The sequence below is a fragment of the Carboxylicivirga litoralis genome, assembly GCF_025499605.1.
GTDB classification, from domain to species: domain Bacteria; phylum Bacteroidota; class Bacteroidia; order Bacteroidales; family Marinilabiliaceae; genus Carboxylicivirga; species Carboxylicivirga litoralis.
The window spans coordinates 442,699-460,436 of record NZ_JAFMVC010000001.1 but is presented as its reverse complement, the minus strand read 5'-3'; the positions used below and the strand labels follow the sequence as shown (position 1 = coordinate 460,436).

The 17,738-nt window shown below is 37.9% G+C and carries 14 protein-coding genes; 11 read left to right on the top strand and 3 right to left on the bottom strand.

Going from position 1 to position 17,738, the window contains the following annotated elements:
* Nucleotides 1–277: 277 nt before the first annotated feature.
* Nucleotides 278–556, bottom strand: a complete 279-nt coding sequence (locus tag J1N10_RS01830; protein WP_262324966.1) for a hypothetical protein — start codon at nt 554–556, stop codon at nt 278–280.
* 373 nt (nt 557–929) lie between these two features.
* On the opposite strand from J1N10_RS01830, the gene J1N10_RS01825 reads away from it, so the two are divergent.
* From J1N10_RS01825 to J1N10_RS01810, 4 genes are all read left to right on the top strand, one after another.
* Nucleotides 930–2,960, top strand: a complete 2,031-nt coding sequence (locus J1N10_RS01825; protein WP_262324965.1) for a 7TM diverse intracellular signaling domain-containing protein — start codon at nt 930–932, stop codon at nt 2,958–2,960.
* A 59-nt stretch (nt 2,961–3,019) separates the two neighbouring features.
* The gene (locus tag J1N10_RS01820) at nt 3,020–3,982 is read left to right on the top strand and encodes an HAD family hydrolase (protein WP_262324964.1); all 963 of its coding nucleotides are present in this window, start codon (nt 3,020–3,022) and stop codon (nt 3,980–3,982) included.
* A 210-nt stretch (nt 3,983–4,192) separates the two neighbouring features.
* Nucleotides 4,193–4,651 carry a hypothetical protein gene (locus J1N10_RS01815; RefSeq protein WP_262324963.1) on the top strand — a complete coding sequence of 153 codons (459 nt, stop codon included), beginning with the start codon at nt 4,193–4,195 and terminating at the stop codon, nt 4,649–4,651.
* 111 nt (nt 4,652–4,762) lie between these two features.
* Nucleotides 4,763–5,209: an arsenate reductase family protein gene (locus tag J1N10_RS01810; protein WP_316044915.1), complete on the top strand. Its 447-nt coding sequence runs from the start codon at nt 4,763–4,765 to the stop codon at nt 5,207–5,209.
* Between the two features lie 83 nt (nt 5,210–5,292).
* On the opposite strand, the gene J1N10_RS01805 is transcribed toward J1N10_RS01810, so the two are convergent.
* Nucleotides 5,293–6,570: a S28 family serine protease gene (locus tag J1N10_RS01805; RefSeq protein WP_262324962.1), complete on the bottom strand. Its 1,278-nt coding sequence runs from the start codon at nt 6,568–6,570 to the stop codon at nt 5,293–5,295.
* Between the two features lie 636 nt (nt 6,571–7,206).
* On the opposite strand from J1N10_RS01805, the gene J1N10_RS01800 reads away from it, so the two are divergent.
* The 4 genes from J1N10_RS01800 to J1N10_RS01785 all read left to right on the top strand — a co-directional run bounded on the left by J1N10_RS01800 (nt 7,207) and on the right by J1N10_RS01785 (nt 14,728).
* A complete protein-coding gene (locus tag J1N10_RS01800; RefSeq protein ID WP_262324961.1) occupies nt 7,207–11,730 on the top strand; it encodes a T9SS type B sorting domain-containing protein in 4,524 nt (1,507 codons plus the stop codon).
* 8 nt (nt 11,731–11,738) lie between these two features.
* Nucleotides 11,739–12,755, top strand: a complete 1,017-nt coding sequence (locus J1N10_RS01795) for a PorP/SprF family type IX secretion system membrane protein (RefSeq protein WP_262324960.1) — start codon at nt 11,739–11,741, stop codon at nt 12,753–12,755.
* 70 nt (nt 12,756–12,825) lie between these two features.
* Complete coding sequence (locus tag J1N10_RS01790) at nt 12,826–13,731, top strand: Ig-like domain-containing protein (protein ID WP_262324959.1); 906 nt, start codon at nt 12,826–12,828, stop codon at nt 13,729–13,731.
* Nucleotides 13,718–14,728 carry a PorP/SprF family type IX secretion system membrane protein gene (locus tag J1N10_RS01785; RefSeq protein WP_262324958.1) on the top strand — a complete coding sequence of 337 codons (1,011 nt, stop codon included), beginning with the start codon at nt 13,718–13,720 and terminating at the stop codon, nt 14,726–14,728. The genes J1N10_RS01790 and J1N10_RS01785 overlap by 14 nt, the downstream gene beginning before the upstream one ends.
* A gap of 58 nt (nt 14,729–14,786) precedes the next feature.
* Here J1N10_RS01785 and J1N10_RS01780 read toward each other — a convergent pair whose 3' ends face one another.
* Complete coding sequence (locus J1N10_RS01780) at nt 14,787–15,362, bottom strand: hypothetical protein (RefSeq protein ID WP_262324957.1); 576 nt, start codon at nt 15,360–15,362, stop codon at nt 14,787–14,789.
* Between the two features lie 309 nt (nt 15,363–15,671).
* Here J1N10_RS01780 and J1N10_RS01775 point away from each other — a divergent pair, with 309 nt between their 5' ends.
* The 3 genes from J1N10_RS01775 (at nt 15,672) to J1N10_RS01765 (ending at nt 17,737) form a co-directional block, all read left to right on the top strand.
* Nucleotides 15,672–16,127, top strand: a complete 456-nt coding sequence (locus tag J1N10_RS01775; protein WP_262324956.1) for a peptidylprolyl isomerase — start codon at nt 15,672–15,674, stop codon at nt 16,125–16,127.
* Nucleotides 16,128–16,136: 9 nt separating this feature from the next.
* Entirely contained in the window at nt 16,137–16,511 is a 375-nt protein-coding gene (locus J1N10_RS01770) for a DUF3127 domain-containing protein (RefSeq protein ID WP_262324955.1), read from the top strand.
* Nucleotides 16,512–16,588: 77 nt separating this feature from the next.
* On the top strand, nt 16,589–17,737 hold the full coding sequence (locus tag J1N10_RS01765; RefSeq protein WP_262324954.1) for an MFS transporter: 1,149 nt from the start codon (nt 16,589–16,591) through the stop codon (nt 17,735–17,737).
* Nucleotide 17,738: the final 1 nt, after the last annotated feature.

The following is a 17,738-nucleotide window of genomic DNA, read 5'->3' as shown; positions in this document are numbered from 1 at the left end:
CCGTTAGATTTAAACTTCCAAATTATTTTTGGAGACTATTCTTTGTTATTTCGGTGCAAAAATACCGTAATGAAAGAGTTAGTGAAATCCCTAAAAGTTGGGAAAATGATTCTGAAAACAGAAGGGAGGGAATTTTGTAAAGTACAGTAAATGAAGTTGATGTGAGTGTTTCTGTTTTGGGTGTTATGACAGCCTCTAATGATGCCTCCCAATTTATAGGGATAAAAAAACTTCCACCAGAATTTGATGGAAGTTTAGTTTTGTTGGATAACGACGTTTAAAGTTCGTTTGTTTCTTTCGAAATAGCTAAGAACTTCTCCATCATATCTGTTCTAAGATTTTGATAGTATTTCTTAACCATCTTTGCGTTATCCTTTGCGTCAGGATGATTAGCTCTGGCAACCAAGTCGTTTCTAAATTCGATTGCCTTTACCATCACCTGAGCAATTTTATCATTATCAACATCTTCCTTTACCAATTGCTTAACGTATGCTTCAGTTACTAACTCAGAAGCTAAAAAGTTGATGTCTTTTTTTAATTCTCTTACACTAGCCATCTTAATATGTTTTAATGTATTAAATACAGATGCAAATGTAAGTATTTATTTGTCACACTAAAAATCATCATTAAGCTAATGTCTTTCATCCTTTTGAATAAGGTTTGCCTAGTGGGATGATTAGGTTTTTACTTAAGGCGATATACAGGTATCTGCTACTGACCAGCAATATGTCTGTCACAGGTTTAATTCGAAGTTTACTCAATGTTCATTGAAATATGATTGAATAAACATTGAGCAGATTATTTTGAGATTTTGTGTTATTCTCTGGAGTAGTAATTGTCAGTTATAAACATGCTCCGAATCGGGCAAGCATATCGTATTAAAACCTTTATTATACTTAATTGTTGAATTCGTAACCAAACCTAAAAAAGTGAAAGTCTTTTATTATACATCAGGAAGGTGCGCAGCGATGGTTGTTATAATGCTATTAGCAGCCTTTCTTGCTGCTTGCAGCGGTAACTCAGGTAAGCGGACGGTTAAAGCTGAACAAATTGATGATGATGCCATCGAGGTGAGTGTTGTTAATGAGTGGCAAAATAATTTTTTACACTTTATTGATGACTCCATTCAATGGAAACCATTTACCAGTGTAAAATTGGTTGACAAGCCGGTAGTGGTCGTTTATAAACTAAAGCTGAATTACACTTCGTCGAAAATTATCGATTTTGAGGGAGCCAATAAGGTTGAATTGTTTGAGCAAAAGGGTATTCAGCTTGTGAAGCATCGAAATGCAGGTATTTTGGCCGAAGACCAGCGACTGTTTATGTACCAAATGCGTGCATGCGTCATTATAGAAACCGCAACTCAACAATCAAATTACGCTTATGCGCAAGTCTCCTACACGTCTTTGAAACAAAAGCCCCGTGTTTTAATGTATAGCACACCTGGAGTATATCATCGGTTAAATGCCAAAATTCTGATGGACGGTTTTTTATTAGGTGCGCTGTTGGTTATTCTTATCATCAATTTCATTTTTTGGCTTTCAACAAAAGATAAAACTTATCGACCGTATATTTTTTATGTTTTAGGCTTCGCTTTGTTCTTCGCCATTCGAGAAACGTTTATTTTTGAAACCATTAGCCACTTATTATCGCCATTGATACTTGAATTAGTAATGATTCTGGCATCAGTGATAATTATTACATCCTATTTATGGTTTGTTCGTTCCTATCTAAAACTAGGAATAAGAGAAGGAGTTTGGAACATTATCATCTCAATCTTAATAGCTGCAAGTGTTTTTCTCTTTGTGATACTTGGAGTGTTGCATTGTTTAGGAACAGAACCTTCTACTTTAATAGTGGCATTGTGGGCTGTGTTCATTTTTACTTTAATGAATGTTCCGGTTTGGCGGCAACGCAATGCATATAAACCTGCCAGGTTATTACTGTTGAGCAATGTAATATTGTCCATTGGTGCTTTGATCAATGTTTTGATAGGCATTGATACCCATTCTATTCTTATTAACAATGCTCTTGAAATTGCGGTAGTTGGGCAAATGATTCTCTTTTCAAAAGGAATTGGTGAACGTCTTTCTCTTGAAATTCAAGAGAAAGAACAGGCACAGGAAAAGGCACTGAAGCTCCTGGAACAAAAGGTGACAGAGAGAACTGTTGAGCTTGTTGCCCAGAAAGAGCTTGTTGAAAAAAAGAACAAAGCTATATTGGATTCGTTGAATTATGCCAGGCACATTCAGGCTGGTATATTACCATCTTCAGCTTTATTAGACGAATTACTGGGGGAGAATTTTGTCTTGTATAAACCCAAATCAATAGTGGCAGGTGACTTTTATTGGTTAGAGCAGGTGGGTGATAAAGTTTTTTTTGCTGTTGCAGATTGCACTGGTCATGGCGTACCCGGAGCTTTAGTCAGTGTTATGTGCAGTAATATCCTGACACGTTTAGTTAAAGAGTTCAAGCTTTCACAACCGGCTGAAATTCTTGATAATGCCGTTGTGTTGCTGGAAAACTATTTTGAAAAGAGTGATCATGAAGTAAAAGATGGGATGGATTTGGCTTTATGTTGTTACCAATCATCGACAGGAATTCTGGAATATGCAGGAGCCAATAATCCACTTTACCTGGTGCGTTCCAATACTTTGGAAGAGTATAAGGCGGACCGTCAGCCGATTGGTAAATATCGTAAAAGAAAAACATTTACTAATCATTCCATTCAACTTCAGAAAGCAGATTGCCTTTACATGTCTTCTGATGGTTATGCAGACCAGTTTGGTGGCCCTGATGGAGCTAAGTTCAGGTATAATCGGTTTAAGGAACTTTTGATTAATTCTCACAATCTTAAGATGATTGAGCAGAAGGGAATCCTTGATAAAACCATTGAAGATTGGAAAGCCGGCTGTGAACAGATAGATGATATTTGTGTGATGGGCTTGCGTATAAAATAGGCTTGAAATATAAAAATCAATCAGTTAACTTGTTTAAGAATTTCAGAAATATTATCGTTATGAATAAACTTTATTTATTGCTATTTCTTTTTTTGTTGGCTTGCAATCCATCTCAGCAGGAAGAAAAATTGGTTTTACCTTCATGGAATGATGGAGTAGCTCGGAGTGCCATTATCGAGTTTGTTGAAAAAACAAGCGATAAAATGCATCCAGATTTTATAAGAATTGAAGACAGGATTGCAGTTTTTGATATGGATGGCACTATTTTGCTCGAAAAACCTAATTATGTACTTTTTGATTTTGCGATAAGAGAAATGCATAAAAGAATGGCTGAGAATCCGGCTTTAAAAGAAAAGCAACCATTTAAGGCTATAGCTGATAAAGATTGGGATCATTTTAAGAACGTAAGTTATTTTGCTCCTGATGGTTTGTTTAGTGTTTTGCTCTACGCAACAGACGGTTTTACTAATGAACAATACCAGAATGCAGTAGCGGATTATTTCGAAACGGTGAAGGATGAACGTTTTGGTCAGTCATACAGGGATTTAGTTTATCAACCGATGTTAGAAATGATAGAATACCTTCAGGATAATGAGTATGAGGTATACATTGTTTCAGGCTCTGATCCGCAGTTTACAAGAAGTTTTTGTGCCGAAATTATCGGTATTCCTGTAACAAATGTCATTGGCTCCACTGTGCTGACTAAATTCAATGAAGAAGTTGGAGCCTCAACTTTGATTCGTCAGCATGAGTTTATTCAACCTATAAATGATGAGGCTGGTAAACCAGTGAATATTCTTAATAAAATTGGAAAAATACCAGTTGTTGCAATTGGTAATTCAAAAGGAGATTACCACATGCTTCAATACTCTAAAAATTCCAGGGTGAGTTTGCAAATGATTGTTAATCATGATGATGAGGTTCGGGAGTATTCGTATAATAATAATGAGATGAAACAGTTATGTGTTGACAAAGGCTGGGTTGAAATTAGCATGAAAGACGATTTTAAAGTTATTTTTTAACGCTTGGAATTATTTAAGTAATTGAACCATAGTTAAATTAGGGTTGAAACTTTAATAACAACATCGTAAATTGTGTATGCAAGAATAAAATTATCTGAACAAAAATTATGATTGTGGGTTTAGCTAAATAACTAGATTATTGGTTGAAATAATATATATTAATCATACAATTTGCTTTCTAAGCATTATTTTAACTTTAAATACTAAATTATGAGAAGATTGTTTTTTGTTTTAGCATTAGTAGCTGGGGTTGCTCTAAGTAGCCAGGCTCAAGAAGTTGGTGTTCGTTTTGGTGGTATGAGTGGGCATGGAGGTGTAGCTGTCGACGGAGTTTTTGGTGTTGGGCAGTTTAGTCGTATTCATGCTGATGTAGGGTTCTTTAATGATGGCTTTGCAGCAGAAGCGTTATGGGATTTCTTATATCGTCCTTTAGGAGGCGAAGCGTTCAACTGGTATGTTGGAGCAGGTCCATCAATGGCTGTATGGAGCTCCACTTTCCTACTTGGTGCTTCAGGAGAAGCGGGATTGGAGTATCGCTTTGGAACAGTGCCTTTAGCCATAGGAGTAGATTGGCGTCCAACATTCTGGATTGTGGAAGATACTGATTTTGATTTTAATGGTTTCGGATTAAATGTACGCTGGGTATTTGGCGGCGGTTCAAAAGAATAGTTTTAAGAACAAATAATTTTTATAAGTCCACTGACACTCAGTGGACTTTTTTGTGTGGTGTACAAAAAACAGGTGTTTATCTACAAAAACAGGTTGTTTACCAAATAGTGGATGATTACTCTAATGTTTAAGGTACTCTTTTGTAGTCCTTTGTTATCTTTGATGTTGCAAAACCGAAAACCCCAAATTGTGTTGAGAGGAAAAGTGTATTTATTGAATAGTTGCAGTACGTGCAAACGAATACTCAAACAGGTAAAGCTTTTTGGCGAATTCGAAGTTAGAGATATAAAGGCAGAACCATTGAATATTGAAGAGGTTGATTCATTGGCAACCAGGGCTGGTGGTTACGAGCGTATCTTTAATAAGCAATCTCAAAAATACAGGCAACAAAAGCTGAAAGATAAAAATCTGAGTGAGGAAAATTACAGGCAGCTTTTGACAGAAGAATATACATTTTTGAAGCGACCGATTTTTTTTATTGATGATAAAATATTTGTTGGTAACGGTAAGGCAACAATAGATTTGTTAACCAAATATTTAGTATCAACAAGTAAATAAAGATATCCATTACTACCTAACCCAAATTTTAGAAACCACGTAGTAATAAAAAGGCTTCCGTTCTGGAAGCCTTTTTTTGTTAATTATTCACTGGTCAGTAGTTCTTTTATTCTTTTAATGACATCCTCCTGAACAGGCTTGGGTAATGTTTTAATCCTCGTCAAATGGGAACCATTTGGGTCAATAGCTCTGATAGTGTTGCTCAAATGCTCATTATTGATTGAGGTAGCACCCCATGGATCCTTCTGTCCAATAATTGCAATAATTTGCGGGTTTGACTCGGAGAGTTTAGTCATTATCATAGGCATTGTAGGAATAAACTTTAAGGTATCTCCTCCGGGAGCAAACATGTTACTGCTGATGGTGTCTTTATCAAAGGCTTTAATGTATTTGGATAGCTCCCCAGGTACATAGGCATAATAACCAAGTTCTTTATAGGCCTGATAGAAAAATGGCTTTATATCATTCCAGCTTTGATCGGAGACATACCCAATATCACTGCCTTTTTTTAGGTGTTCAAATAGTTCATTGGCTGTTGCATTCGGTGTTGGTATTTGGTCAATTTGATTTCCCCATTGCCAGAATGAGAATGGATACTCAAGTACAACTATTTCAAATGCCTTATCATAGCCCATGCGAAATGTATAACCTTTGTCCAAGGCATAAGATTTAAAAAGTGGCAAAATTTCGCTTCGTTTCTCGAAGACTGATTTTTGAAAATTAAAGATTTTTTGTCGCTCATCGCTGGAGCCAACTTGCTTAAAAAAAGAAAAGAGTCTGTTATCTTCTCTTTCCAGATTGATAGGTGCTACATACGGAACACTAAGGTCAACATCGTTAGGGTATAATGCCCGATGAAATATTGCTGTTTGTCCTCCTTTGCTAATCCCAGTTGTTACCCACTTTTGCTGATAAAGTTTTTTGAAAAATTGAATGATACGATGATGATCAGCAGCGGCTTGTTCCACTGTAAGATATTGCCAATCCAAGCTGTCTGGACATGATTGGGCAAAATAGCGGTGTTCTATTATTAACTGATTCGACTCTGTTAGACGAGCCAATTCAGATGTATAGTTTCTGTGGGCAGCATAGCCTTCGGTTACACATACTGTTGGCGAATGTATGTTTTTGTGTGATAACCAGATTCGCTGTTTGAAAGTTCCTTTTGCAGGAGCTGAGTGATCAAGTGGTTGTGTAAAATAAATGAGCCATGATTGCTCATATAAGCTTGTATCTGTTGTGATTTCTTCAAAATCAATTGATGAAGATAGATTGAATAACTCTTCAGGTGTGGATATAGGTTTTTGACAAGCTGCTATTAAAAGCATACTTACCATCAAAGAAAAGAGTGTTTTTTTCATGTGTAATATGTTAATGCATATGTAATTGCCTTACCAGTAAAATGAATTTTGATGGGCAGGTATGTGCGCAATGAAATTGGTAATAGCATTTATCAATGCAAGATTTTACATTCGTTTAATAAAACTAGATAAGTTGTTTGATTTACGGTTTGTATTTTCAAACAGAATAAAAATATCTGTCAGAAAGGATCAATAAATCCAGCACTCGTAGAGTCCTTTGCCAGATTTGTTTAGATTGTTAGAATGTGAAGATGTCAATAACATTGTCTGTTACTTAATGCACCGAAATTAGCGTTTTTTTATTTAGAAACAAGAACGCTCATATTTTTTGTGTTATAATTTTAAAAGGCATTTAGCGTTTGTAAATATGTAATAACCAGAAGGGTCACAGTATTTAAAAAAAATTTAGTTAAATATTTGATGTTTTTTGCAACCTTATAGGTACTATTGCAGTATTATAAAAAAGCTTAAAGTAAAGGGTTGGACGGAAATGACTTATTAGCTTTTACCAAAGCTATTATTACGAGTAAGCTAGTTGGAAATTGTGGGTTGGGTTGAGTTAATCAGTTGCTCAAAGTGTTTTATGCAGTCTTTGTGAATGCGTAGTAATATTTGTATGACCTAATATGTAATGCCATGCAGAAGAGCTTATTTGTATGCTATTGTTTGTTTTTACTAGTGTTTAGTGCAAACTCTCAGGTAGGACGAGAGTTTTGGTTTGTTGCACCTGAAGTAACGGTTGATCATGGTGATGAACCAATTGTGTTTCGAATAACAGCATTAGATACGGATGCAAACGTTACTGTTAGCATGCCAGCCGATGGCGGAAGAGTAATTCAGAATGTCAGAATAAATGCCAACACGCAGGAGCGCATTGATTTGGATAAAGATGTAGTTGAAAACCGCCCTTCAGATAGAATAAATAACAAGGGGATACTTATTACTTCTGATGCAGATATCACAGTCTATTATGAAGTTGCTAATGGTGTTAATCCGGATAAGTTTACACTAAAAGGACATAATGGACTTGGTACAGAGTTTTTTGTTCCTTCCCAAAATACATATCGCAATAAACCTCACAACCAGATTGCAGATGAAAAAGTTGATATTGTAGCAACAGAAGATAATACAACGATTACCATTGTGCCAACTGTTGCGGTTGTAGGACATGCTGCTAATACACCCTATACGATTACTTTGAATAGAGGGCAAAGCTATTGTGTCGAAAATCAAAATGACTCTTCACCGGCTTCATCTTTAGCTGGTACATATGTCACTTCCGATAAAGACATTGCAATTACTATAAGTGACGACAGTGTCTGGCAGGGGCAAGGATATGGTCCGTATGACCTTATTGGTGATCAGTTGATTCCAACCTCGGTGATTGGAACAGAATATATTGCTGTTAATACTAATCCAGATACGCGAACCATTAATAAGGTTTATGTATTGGCAACCCAGGATGACACTTATGTAACTGTTACCTATGATTCCCGCCAGTTTGTAAGACGACTTTCGAGAGGGGAGCAGTTGGAATTAGATATTGATGGAAATGCGCTTTATATCGATTCGGATAAACCAGTTTATGCATACCAATTAGCCAGTCTATGGAATAGTTCTGGTAATGAAATGGGGAGTGCCATATTACCCAGTACAAATTGTACAGGTTCCCGCTCAGTAAGTTTTGTTCGAACGTTTACACTGGAATTTTGGGTTCAATTATTGACACAGGAGAAAAACCTTAATTCGTTTATTTTTAGAGATCAGGGTGGTAATGTGTTAAATGATTTGGATGGAATTACATGGGAGAAGGTTGTTGGAACAGACACTGGTGCTGCAGAGGAAACATGGTACAGTGGCGTTATTCAATTGAATATTACAACAGGTGCACCTCATACCATTGAAAATACCAATGGTTTATTCCATTTAAGTGTTCTTGATGAGAACCAGGGTAGTACCAGTTATGGGTATTTTTCATCCTATGGTCAATTGCATTTGCAAGGTCCTACACAAGAGTGTCAGGGTAATCAAATAGTATTAAGTACTTCAGAAACCATGAAATCATACAATTGGTTCTCGGAGCATACCGGTAATGTTGTGCAGTCGACCAATCCTACATTTGCAGTTTCTCAATCAGGTACTTATTGGGTAGAAGCAGAAGTTAACTTCGGAGGCTGTATTCAAACCGATAGTATTTATGTTGAGTTTTTATTGCCAGAATTTGAATTGGGCGCCGATACCACAGTTTGTCCGGATGAAACAATTACCTTTACTGTTCCAAGTGGACTCGGTACATACGAATGGTTTGACGGTACAACGGGTAACTCCACTTCTGTGGTATTAACGGAAGGCGATACAGAAGATGTGTGGTTAACTGTAACAGATGAGCTTAATTGTTCGAATACCGATAGAAAACAAGTAAATACGCATGCACTTCCTGTTATTAATCTTGATAGAACAGAGGTGTGTATGGGCGAACGCATCGTGGCCGATAATACCGGAATCGAACGTTTCGAATGGTCGTTAAACGGTAGAGTGATAAATGCTGACCAGACACAAAATTATATCGAACCACAGCGTTCAGGTAATTATTCATTAACAGTTTGGGGAGCTGAAGGCTGCCCGGTGACCCAAGATTTTTCTGTTATAGTTCACGGTTTGCCAGTGTTTGATTTAGCAGATCAATTAGGTTGCGAAATGGCTGTGACTACAATTAGTGCTCCATTAACAGGAGCAGGCTTTACATATCTATGGTCAGATGGTTCAACAGGAACTGACCTTGCTGTTGATGTAGCTGATGATTATTGGTTAGAAATTACTGATGCTAATGGTTGTGCCACTCGTGATGAGTTTAACTTTGACTTCTTACCGCCGAAACCTTTTGATTTGGGGCCAGATCGTGAAGAGTGTGCTGGTATCACCTTAACGATCAACCAGGGAAGCGATTATAGCAACTATGAATGGCGTTTCCAAAAGGATGGTGTTGGAGCGATAAATACTTTACCTACGCCTACACCTGAGTATGAGTATGAAATTAGTCCTGCCGGGCCAGATGATAGTGGACGTTATTACGTGTCAGCGATTGATGTTGATGGATGTCGTGTAGAAGATGATGTACAAGTATCATTTGTTAATGCACCTGCTCCCCAATTAGGTTTAAGTCAAAATTTATGTACTGGAGAAGAAGTGACCATATCTGTTACAACAGGTTACGATTCTTATGCCTGGTCGGTAAATGGAACACTAGATAATACTTTAGTTGGTTCCGAAATTAGAGTAGCAACATCAGGTACATATGAGGTACAGGCTTCTATTGGGGGGTGTACAAAAACGAATGAGATTATTGTAACAGAGCACGGTAATCCAACTGTTGCTTTGAACTCATCGGCTAATATCTGTCCTGATGCTACTACAATTATATCAGTGGATAATTTTACTCAGGCCGATGGTGCATTTGATTATTTAGTTTGGAATACCAGCGAGCGTCGATTTAACGATTATACAACAGCTCAGTTAGAAGTAGATAGAGCCGGGACATACGAGGTGATTGCCTATGATGAATATGGTTGTTCAGCAACTGATAATGTAACAATAGGTGAATTTGCTAAAACGGCAATTAATCTTCCCGACCCAATTGAGACCTGCGAAAATGTAACAGTGACTTTATCAAATCCTGTCGTAACAGCTAATGCATATGATTGGTATAAGGTTAACGCAGGTGGTGATGTACACCTTGTCGCAAATGCTGATTGGAATACTAATGAAGCCGGTTCTTATCGCCTTTTGATAGAAGATGCTAATGGTTGCGAGAGTGAAGATACTCTTGTAATTAATACCCTGCCTGTTCCTGAAGTTGATCTGGGGGCGGACCGCGAAATGTGTGAAGGTGATGTGATTACCTTAACGACTGATCCAACTTACGCATCCTATCGCTGGAATGGTGATGATGCCTTAAACGAATCATCATTGCAGGTGACCACCAGTAATACGTATCGTATTGAGGTAACGAATATTTATGGATGTACAGCCGAAGATGATGTATTAATTGCGGCTAATCCACTTCCAAATATTGTTGTGGCTGATGTCACCGAGTGTTCAGGCGTCTTAGGTACTTTAACTGCTCCGGTGGGCTTAACAAACTTTCAATGGTCAAATGGAGCGACAACACCATCTATTACGGTTACCAAAGGTGTTTACACGCTTTCTGCCGAAACAGATAAAGGTTGTGTGGGTGAAGCAACAGCACGTGTTAACTGGCATCCTATCCCTAATGTAACTATCGGGCCGGATACAGCCATTTGTCCGGTTGATATTATTGAACTTGAGGCCAATGATGGCTTTGACTATTACGAGTGGCACAATGGTGATATTGGTCGTTATACATATGCCAATTTCTCTGATACAGTTAATATTGTGAAAGTACGTGATAGTAACAACTGTTGGGGATTTGATACTCGAATGGTTCATGCTTTACCAGCGCCTGATTATGAATTATGCCCTGATACAGCTGTATGTAATGGCGATTCTTTATTGCTTGAAGCCGGGTATGATTTTATTGAGTATCGCTGGTTCGACGACAGTCGATTCCCGACATATACAGTTAAGGAGCCTGGCGAATATTGGGTAAGTGTTCTCGATGGCTGTTTCTGGCTACACGACACAACAACAGTGGTGTATAACGAAACGCCAGTTATTGCCCGACTTGATACCTTGATTTATGGTCAGATTGGTGTTTTAGCCGAAGGAGGAACGGAACCGTATGAGTATGCTCTTAACGATGAGGCATGGCAGGAAGAAGGTTTGTTTAAAGAACTGGAGAATGGAACTTACATTGTACAGGTCCGCGATATGAATACTTGTATGGCAACAGATACAGTGTTGTTAAATTCCATGGTAGATATTGATGTGCCAAATTTTTTTACGCCAAATAAAGATGGATTTAATGACAGGTGGGAAATTGATGGAATGGAAAAATTCCCGGATTCAATCATAAAGATATACGATCGTTTTGGGAAGCTGTTAATTGAGTATAAGGCTTCAGAACCCGGTTGGAACGGAGAGTATATTGGTAAGCCGGTGCCATCAGATGCTTATTGGTATGTGATTGAAGTATTACCTCTCAGGAAGTTATTGAAAGGGCACATCACGCTTAAGAGATAGGTGATAAGATGAAGAAGTTGTTACTATTGCTTTTATTGATTGCTGCTTTTTCGGCAGCAAAAGCGCAGAAATATTATATAACGAATCAGTACCTATATGATTTGTACCTGATGAATCCGGCTGGAGCTGGTTTTTATAAAGGCTGCTACGAGTTTAGTGGTTATTATCAAAAGCAGTGGTTTGGTATGGATGACGCACCAACGACACAGGTGTTAAGTTATCAGGGACCATTAACTGAAAGTTTAGGTATGGGAGCTTATTTTTATAATGATAGAAATGGCTTTTATTCCGAGATGGGTTTTCAGGCATCTTTGTCGTATGAGGTGATGTTTACTAAAAAGCGTCGTCGAACTGCATCTATGACCTTTGGTATGTCAATAAATGCAGAGCAGAGTTCTGTTGATCAAACACAATTAACCGATGGAGCATTATTAGATCCCACTTTATCTGGAGCCAATGAAAGTGGCTGGGGATTTAATTCCAATGCAGGTATTCTTTTTAAATACAATGATTATCATGTTGGTTTTTCGGTGACTAACATTTTACCGCAAAATAACCCCATGTACAGTCATGAAGATGAACCGGCATTAACATCAGATATCCATATTCATGGAGGTACAACTTTTAAAATAGCAGACCGTGATATTTTTCTTGAGCCACTTATAATGTATCGTCGAAATATGCTGGTCGATAGTAAACTGGATATGAGTGTTAAAGGCTTTTTTCCAACGCCCGATCCGAATCTTTCGTTGTGGGGGCTGGTGAGTTATCGTCGAACAATGGATCATCAATTTGGTAAAAGTCTGGGACTTGGTGTAACAGCTGGTGTTCAGCTAAATAATTTTCTGGTGGGACTGGAGTATCAATTAGGCTTAACAGGTGCTCAGCTGGACTATGGGAGTGCCTACCAGTTGATTTGTAAGTATCGCATTTGTAAAGATAAATCCAAAGCCTCAATACCTTGTTCTGAGCGTAATAGAAATAAACGCAACAAGGCAATTAAACGGCTTAAATTAAAGAGGTAGCAATTGCTATTGTTTAAAGGGCTAATAGTGTTATTTTTGATTGCTGAGAGAATCAGAAGAAGTGCCCCTTATGCGGAAATATGCTTTCATAATTATATTGTCCTCCTTTTTTATCCATCAGTTAAAAGGGCAGGAAACCGTTTATGCGTATGATGACCTGATAAAAGGTTTTGAGAATGTGTCGGTTAACATTCCTGTGCTCAATAACGATTTTGGCCTGGAGAAGGGCGTTAAAAGTTTATCAATTGCCGTAGACGCTGAAAATGGAAAGGCCGTAATTGAGTCTGACAATACCATTACTTTTATACCAGATCATTCGTTTTTTGGAAGTGATGAGTTCAGATATAAAGTTTGTAACGTCGATGGTAGTTGCGATGAGGCAAGTGTTTTTGTTGAAATAGAGAATGTCGACTTTAAGCCTGAAGCTCTTAACGATACGGTTACCTACCTGCATGGAACTCCAGTTGAAGTAGATTTGCTGGCCAATGATATTATTAATGGAGATGAACCTTTAACCATCACCATTATTGGTGAATTGAGGCAAGGAAGCTATTTATTAAACTCGGATAATAAGCTGGAGGTTGAGTTTGAACGTCGCTTTGTTGGGCAAGACGTTCTGGAATATATTGTGTGCGATATTGATAATGACTGCAGCCAGGCCAAAATTTTGTTCGATGTTCGTCATGGCGGGAATATTGATTTTTACCTGCCAGAAGGCTTTTCACCCAATGGAGATGGTATTAATGATACTTTTTATGTGCCCGATTTTTCTACTTATCAGGGAATACAGATTACCATTATCGATTCGTGGGGAAGCCAGGTATATCAGAATGATGATTATAAAAATGATTGGGATGGTATTGCCAATAAGGGTAACAACAAAGGAAAATTAGTTGCTGCCGGCACGTATTATTACATCATTAGCATTAAAGGGTTTGATAATCAATTAACCGGTTTTCTATATGTCGCCAAGTAAACATAAAACACATATCAGGTGGCGACTTATCAAAATGGTGATGCTTAGTTTGTTAGTGGTGCCAGTGGGTGTTTTCGCCCAGGCTGATATGCTTTCATCCCAATACATGAATAGTCAGTTGATGATTAATCCGGCTTATGCTGGTGTTCGAAATTCGTTTAGCGTTAATGTGCTTTCGCGCCAACAGTGGATGGGTATCAAAGATGCTCCTACAGCTTATGCGATTAATGTGCATTCGCCACTTAATAAACGAATGGCTTCACTGGGCGGTAGTGTATTGCATTATCAGAACGGACCAGTTCAAAATAGTGAATTAACAGCGGTGTATAGCTATTTAATAAGGCTTAATCATAATATGTTTTTGTCACTAGGCTTGAGTGCCAAAATAAGCCATTTTAATATTGGCATGTCATCGTTAGAAGTGATTGAGGATAATGATCCAAGCTTTGCCCAGAATATTGAAAATAGTTTGAAGCCAAATTTTGGTGCAGGCGCCTTTGTATATTCACCTCATTTTTACTTTGGAGTATCGATGCCGCAGATACTTAATACAGAATTGTCGCAGGATGAAACGAATGGTGCAGTATTGGAGGTCTATCGAACAGCATATGTCACTTCGGGCTATGCTTTTGGTGTTAGTAAAAATGTGTTTTTAAAGCCCTCTTTTTTAGCACGATTAAGGACTTCAGCCAATCATTCTTTTGATGTGAACCTTCAGATGATGTATAAAAATTTATTTTGGGTTGGAGCATCTTATCGTAACAATCAAACTTTGGCCTCTTTATTAAATGTACAGGTTTCAAAATCGTTGGCCATTTGTTATTCATATGATTTTTCGGTTGGGAGTGAGCCTTCGCTAGGCGTTGGTAGTCACGAGATTTCACTGATAATTGATAGCAATAGCTTTCTTAAGCGTAACCGTGACAGGCGTTTTAATCGCAAGAAAGTAACGAAGAAAGAAGAAAATAAAGGTGTTCAGTCCATTCGGTATTTTTAAGCATAAAAAATGCCGACAAGAGCCGGCATGAAGATATGTTGTTGTCATGACTTTATTTCTAGTACTTCAATGCAATTAATACAGGGCAATTCGATTCGATATCAATAGTTTTAACACCTTCAATTTCGCTGGCGTCTACTTTGCTAAAAGCGTTTAAATCGGTCATCCAATCTTCAATTTCCATGGCTACTTCATCAGCATCGGCCAACAGGTAAGTATCAAAAGTATTATTGAATTCATCTAAAGATGTCATCCAAAGCTCAACTTCTAATGGAGTTTCTTCGTCAATATTAAATGATTTAAGATCAGTCATCCATGCTTCTACTTCTATAACATCAGCTTCTTCAGTATAGAAATTATCTAGGTTTGTCATCCATTCTTCTACCTCTAGCGTTTCAACTTCGTCACTGTAAAAATTGTTAACATCGCTCATCCACTCTTCAATCTCCATTGATGGTTCTTCATTGTTAAAAGAATCCAAATCAGTCATCCAGTTTTCAACTTCCAAGTGTCTTTCATAGTCGATTACTTCGTCCATCATTGGTTGAGCAGAAACGCTTAAAGACATCACTAAAATTACAAATAATACACTTGAAATAGATTTTACGCTTGTTAGGTTACTTAAAGTTCTCATGACAATAGTTTTTTAATATTTAACAACGCTGACAATACTTCAATCGACATGCCAAAAAATATAACAAACACAAAATGAGGTAATAAGGATTTATAGCGGACTTTGAGGTCTTTTAATATTGACCGCTGGCGTAACAAAGGGGTGTACGAAAATGAACAACCAGTATGAGATTAATTTGAATGAAAGTATGCGACGGAAGAAGCTTATTTGAAATTCACTAAAATGAGCAAAATATCTGCTGTGATGCTTCAACTATTTATCGTACTTTTGCTTGACGAAGTGAGAAGAAAAGAAAGTAAACAATAGATTATGAAAACAGCAGAAATTCATACCGAAAAAGGTATTATGAAGGTTGAATTCTACGAGAACGATGCTCCTAATACTGTAGATAATTTTATAAAGCTTGCCAAAGAAGGCTTTTACGATGGTTTATCATTTCACCGTGTCATTCCTGATTTTGTGATTCAAGGAGGATGCCCTCATTCAAGAGATAAAAGTAGTCCGCGTGCTGGAACAGGAGGCCCGGGTTATAGCATAGATTGTGAGTTAGATGGCGATAATCAGTATCACGACCGAGGTGTTTTATCAATGGCACATGCCGGACGCAATACAGGTGGTTCTCAGTTTTTTATCTGTCATGGTCGCGAAAATACGCAGCACCTTGACAGACAGCATACTTGTTTTGGTAAAGTGGTTGAAGGCCTTGATGTAATTGACGATATTCGTCAGGGTGATGAAATAATTAAAGTAGTAGTAAACGAATAATAAGGTAGTATGAATTTCGAAATTTCTGGAAATGTAATCGTTAAAGACGATATTCAAGATATTAGTGCCAGTTTTAAAAAACGTGAGTTTGTTATTGAAGTAGTGAATGAACGTAACTCGGATTGGAACGATTTTATTAAATTTCAATTAACACAGGACAGGTGTAACTTAATGGACCCAATTCAAGTGGGTGATAAAATTAAGGTGAGCTTCAATATTCGTGGTCGTAAATGGGAGAAAGATGGTCGTGTGAACTATTTCTCAAACCTGGAAGCCTGGCGAATTGAAAAAGAAGAAGCTGTATTGCCACCAGATGCACCAGCGCCTTCATTCAATGAAGCAGATATACCACCTGCAAGTCCTGAAGAAGACTTACCATTTTAATTAAATAAGAATCCTGGGTTTGTGCTCAGGATTTTTTTTACCTGTTTTTGTCCCCAAAAGAATATTAATCACAATTTATGAGTAAAGAAGGAAAATTTCAATTGGGTAAAGTCAGTTTAATCGCAGTCGCCCATTTCTTTCATGATATCTATACGGCATTTTTAGCGCCACTATTGCCTTTGTTGCGCGATTCGATGGGCATCAGCCTGACTTTTGCCGGTTTTCTTTCAGTGGTGCAACGCTTACCTACATTGTTGAATCCATTAGTGGGTATGTTGGCCGAGCGTACCAAGGCTCGCTATTTTGTTATTTTTACACCGGCACTTACGGCCATAGCCATGAGTCTGGTTCCGGTTGCGCCTAATAAAATGACCTTAATATTCCTGGTGCTGATGAGTGGTATTAGCAGTACCTTTTTTCATGTGCCTTCACCTGTAATGATGCGTAAGGTGTCTGGAAATCGGATTGGAATGGGCATGAGTTTTTACATGGTTGGAGGTGAGCTGGCGCGTTCCGCCGGACCGGTTGCGGTTTTGGGAGCTGTTGAACTGTGGGGACTTCAGGGTGTTACTTACTTTATTCCGACTGGTATTTTGGCGTCTGGTATTTTATACCTAAGGTTACGAAACATCTCCATTGCTGAAAATGTGAATACCAGTGGAGGCATGGATTATTTGAAGACTTTTAAAAGTTTCTTTCCTCTTATCAGAAGTATTGCCTTGATACTATTCTTCAGGGCGGCCATGAAATCAGCATTGACTTTTTATTTACCAGTATTTTTGACCAGCCGTGGTGAGTCGACCTGGTTTGCTGGTATTGCTCTGGCTATTTTGCAAGGAGCTGGTGTGGTCGGAACGTTTTTTGCCGGCACCATCTCTGATAAGATTGGGCGGCGAAATACCTTATTAATTGCCTCAATAGGAGCTCCTGTATTATTCTTTTCGTTTTTATTTTCTACAGGCTGGCTTCAGATCATTGCGCTAATTGCCACTGGTTTGTTTTTGTTTGCTACCGGACCTGTTTTCCTGGCTATCGTTAATGAGTACAAAACCAAACATAACAGTTTTGTTAATTCACTGTTTATGACCACAACCTTTTTTGTGGGAGCAGTGATGGTTATGTTGGTTGGTTTGATGGGCGACTACCTCAGCCTGGAGGTCACGTATAAAATAGTTGGTGTTATGGCTTTTCTTTCGGTGCCTGTTGTGTTAAAAATGAAAAAGTAGA